The sequence below is a fragment of the Salinicola sp. genome, from assembly GCF_982684285.1.
In genome coordinates this window covers 1-3,304 of record NZ_CEXLVS010000345.1, presented here as the reverse complement: position 1 = coordinate 3,304, position 3,304 = coordinate 1, and the positions used below count along the sequence as shown (strand labels likewise).

At 65.6% G+C, this 3,304-nt stretch carries 4 protein-coding genes; all 4 read right to left on the bottom strand.

Annotation, left to right across the window (positions count from 1 at the left end; translation table 11 throughout):
- Positions 1-413 (bottom strand): urease accessory protein UreG (gene ureG, locus AC3AYF_RS19535; RefSeq protein WP_487780224.1); only part of this gene is annotated, 413 nt, incomplete at its 3' end.
- 26 nt (positions 414-439) lie between these two features.
- A complete protein-coding gene (locus tag AC3AYF_RS19530; protein ID WP_295034821.1) occupies positions 440-1,123 on the bottom strand; it encodes an urease accessory protein UreF in 684 nt (227 codons plus the stop codon).
- 6 nt (positions 1,124-1,129) lie between these two features.
- Positions 1,130-1,690, bottom strand: a complete 561-nt coding sequence (gene ureE / locus AC3AYF_RS19525; protein ID WP_295034822.1) for an urease accessory protein UreE — start codon at positions 1,688-1,690, stop codon at positions 1,130-1,132.
- 92 nt (positions 1,691-1,782) lie between these two features.
- A partial coding sequence (gene ureC, locus AC3AYF_RS19520) for an urease subunit alpha (protein ID WP_487780223.1) occupies positions 1,783-3,304 on the bottom strand: 1,522 nt, incomplete at its 5' end.

Genomic DNA, 3,304 nt, shown 5'->3' with positions numbered 1-3,304 from the left:
CCCGGCCCGCCCTTGCGCGGAATCTTGTCGCCGGCGGAAACGTCGATCACGTAGAGCGTCAGATCCGACAACTCCGGGCTGAAGGTGGCGGCCAGGTTATCGCCGCCGGACTCCACCAGGACCAGCTCCAGCGCCGGATGGCGCGCATGGAGATCGTCGATCGCCGCCAGGTTCATCGAGGCGTCTTCGCGAATCGCCGTATGCGGACAGCCGCCGGTTTCCACGCCAATGATACGATCCGCGGCCAGCGCATCGTGCCGGAGCAGGAAATCGGCGTCCTCGCGGGTATAAATGTCATTGGTCACCACCGCGATGTCGTAATGGTCGCGCAGCGCCAGACAGAGCTGCTTGAGCAGCGCCGTCTTTCCCGATCCTACCGGGCCGCCGACGCCCACGCGTAAGCAGTGTTTCATCGTACTCACCTCCTCCTTGCCTACCCTCAACTGCGGAACAGCCGCGAATATTGTGTTTCGTGTAGTGCACTTGCCAGTGCCAACCCCGGCAGCACCGGCCCCAGTTCGGCATCCGTCAATGCGTTGGCGGCGCCGACGGCCGTGGCCAGTTCGGGGCGCAGCCGCTCGATGAGCCGCTGTGCCGCTGTCTGCCCCAAGGGGAGAGCCTTGCAGGCCGCCGCAAGCTGGTTCTCGAGCCACGCCCAGGCAAAGCCGAGCTGGGCATCGTCGACGGCAACGCCGCGACGGTGGGCCAGCCAGGCGAACAAGGTGACGTAGGCAGGCCGCGGCGGTAGCCAGCCGGCGGCCGGCAACAGCTCCAGGTCGCCCAGCAGCCGGCCCAGTGCCTGTCCCAGGCGCAGATCCTCATCCGCCAGTTCGGCGCTCTCGCGACTGGCCTGGAGCCAGTCGTTCCAGGACTGCAGGGCAGCACGGTCCTCGTTCGCCCAGGCCTGCTGAAGCCTGGCCAGAACCGGCAGTTCGCACACTGTCAGGCCATCCTGCAGAACACCGGCCAGCCACTCTCGCAAGCTCTGCTCGTCACTCACCCAGCCCAGTTCGAAGGCGCTCTCCAACCCCTGGGACCAGGCAAAGGCACCGATCGGCAGCGCCGGGCTGACCAGTTGCAGCAATCCCATCAGGGCCAACGGGTCGCGCGTCGACTCGACCATCACCCCTCAATGCTCATGCTTGTGGCCGTGTCGCCCGGAACGGTGATGCTGGAAGTCGTATACCCGGGCGTGACCTTCCGCGGAACCGTGATGGTGGTCGTGGTCATGTCCATGTCCATGGCCCAGCCCTTCGGCGTAGGCCCCCGGTTCGGGGTCGAATGGCGCCTTGTGACGCTCCAGCGTCGCTCCCAATCGTGCGGCCAACGCCTCGAGAACGTGATCCGGCGGGAAGCGTACCCAGCCAGTCTCCTCGTCTTCGCCGAGCGCCAGCTGTACGTGACGGTTACCCAGGTGGTAGCAGAGCCTGGCCAGCGCCAGCCCCGACGGGATCGATGCCGTCACGATCGGCTCGGCGGCGGCGCGAATCTCGACGACTTCCCCGGTCTCGGCGCGCAGCAACGCACCGTCGCGAAGCACCGGTCCACGATCCAGGAAGAGCCCGATCTCGCGGCCGCTGTCGCTGACCGCCTTCAGCCTTCCTCGCATCCGCAGTTCGAACGGTAGCGTCACGCTATCGACGGCAACGGCATCGGATGTCGCCTCCAGCCGCTCAATCAATTTCCACATGTCTGTCTGCCTCGTGATGGCCGATACGGGACTCGGGATGACCTCGAAATAGATAACCGATAACGAACCCGTCCGGCGGATGAATAGTCGACTCAAAAAAGATGATAACGCTGCGCCAGCGGCAACTCGGTCGCCGGCTCGCAGCTCAGCAGCTCACCGTCCGCGTGAACTTCGTAGGTCTGCGGATCGACGGTCAGCTGCGGACAGGCGTCGTTGAGCTTCATGTCTTTCTTGCGGATACCCCGCACCTGCCTGACCGCCGAGAGTTCGCTCTCCAGCCCCAGTCGCGCCTTGATACCGGCATCCAGTGCCGCCTGGCTGACGAAGCTGAAGCGGGTCGCGCTGGCGGCCTTGCCGAACGCCCCGAACATCGGCCGATAGTGGACCGGCTGCGGCGTCGGGATCGAGGCGTTGGCATCGCCCATCGGCGCCGCCGCGATCATGCCACCCTTGACGATCAATGCCGGCTTGACGCCGAAGAATGCCGGACTCCACAGCACCAGGTCGGCCAGCTTGCCAACCTCCACCGACCCGACCTCGTGGGCGATACCGTGAGTCAATGCCGGGTTGATGGTGTACTTGGCGATATAGCGGCGCGCGCGGAAATTGTCCGCCCCCAGCGCTGCGTCTTCCGGCAGCAGGCCGCGCTGCACCTTCATCTTGTGCGCGGTCTGCCAGGTGCGGCAGACCACCTCGCCGACACGTCCCATCGCCTGGGAGTCCGACGAGATCATCGAAATCACACCCATGTCGTGGAGGATATCCTCGGCGGCGATGGTCTCGCGGCGTATCCGCGAATCGGCGAAGGCCACATCCTCGGGGATGTTCGGATCGAGATGGTGGCACACCATCAGCATATCGAGATGCTCGTCGATGGTGTTGACCGTGTAGGGCCGGGTAGGGTTGGTCGACGAAGGCAGCACGTAATCCTTCGAGCAGGCGGTGATGATGTCCGGCGCATGGCCGCCGCCCGCGCCTTCGGTGTGATAGGTATGGATACCACGCTCCTTGAACGCGGCGATCGTGTCCTCGACGAAGCCGGACTCGTTGAGGGTATCGGTGTGGATCGCGACCTGGATGTCGTAGCGCTCGGCAACGCTCAGGCAGTTGTCGATCGACGCCGGCGTGGTGCCCCAGTCCTCGTGCAGCTTGAGCCCGATCGCTCCGGCCACGATCTGCGCCTCCAGCGCCGCCGGCAGACTGGCATTGCCCTTGCCCAGCAAACCGATGTTCATCGGCAGCGTATCGATCGCCTGCAGCATCTTGCCCAGGTGCCACTCGCCCGGCGTGCAGGTGGTGGCGTTGGTGCCGGTCGCCGGACCGGTGCCGCCGCCGAGCATCGTGGTGACGCCGCTCATCAGCGCCTCCTCGACCTGCTGCGGGCAGATGAAGTGAATGTGCGCGTCGATGCCGCCGGCGGTGAGGATCTTGCCCTCCCCCGCGATGATCTCCGTGCCCGGCCCGATGACGATGTCGACGCCCGGCTGCACGTCGGGATTGCCGGCCTTGCCGATCGCCGCGATCCGGCCCCTCTGCAGGCCCACATCCGCCTTGCCCACCCCCCACCAGTCGAGGATCAGCGCATTGGTGATGACCGTGTCCATGACCGAATCG

Bases quoted from the DNA above. Each gene is read 5' to 3' on its own strand.
- AC3AYF_RS19530 (WP_295034821.1), bottom strand. From the start codon at position 1,123: ATGGTCGAGTCGACGCGCGACCCGTTGGCCCTGATGGGATTGCTGCAA.
- ureE (WP_295034822.1), bottom strand. From the start codon at position 1,690: ATGTGGAAATTGATTGAGCGGCTGGAGGCGACATCCGATGCCGTTGCC.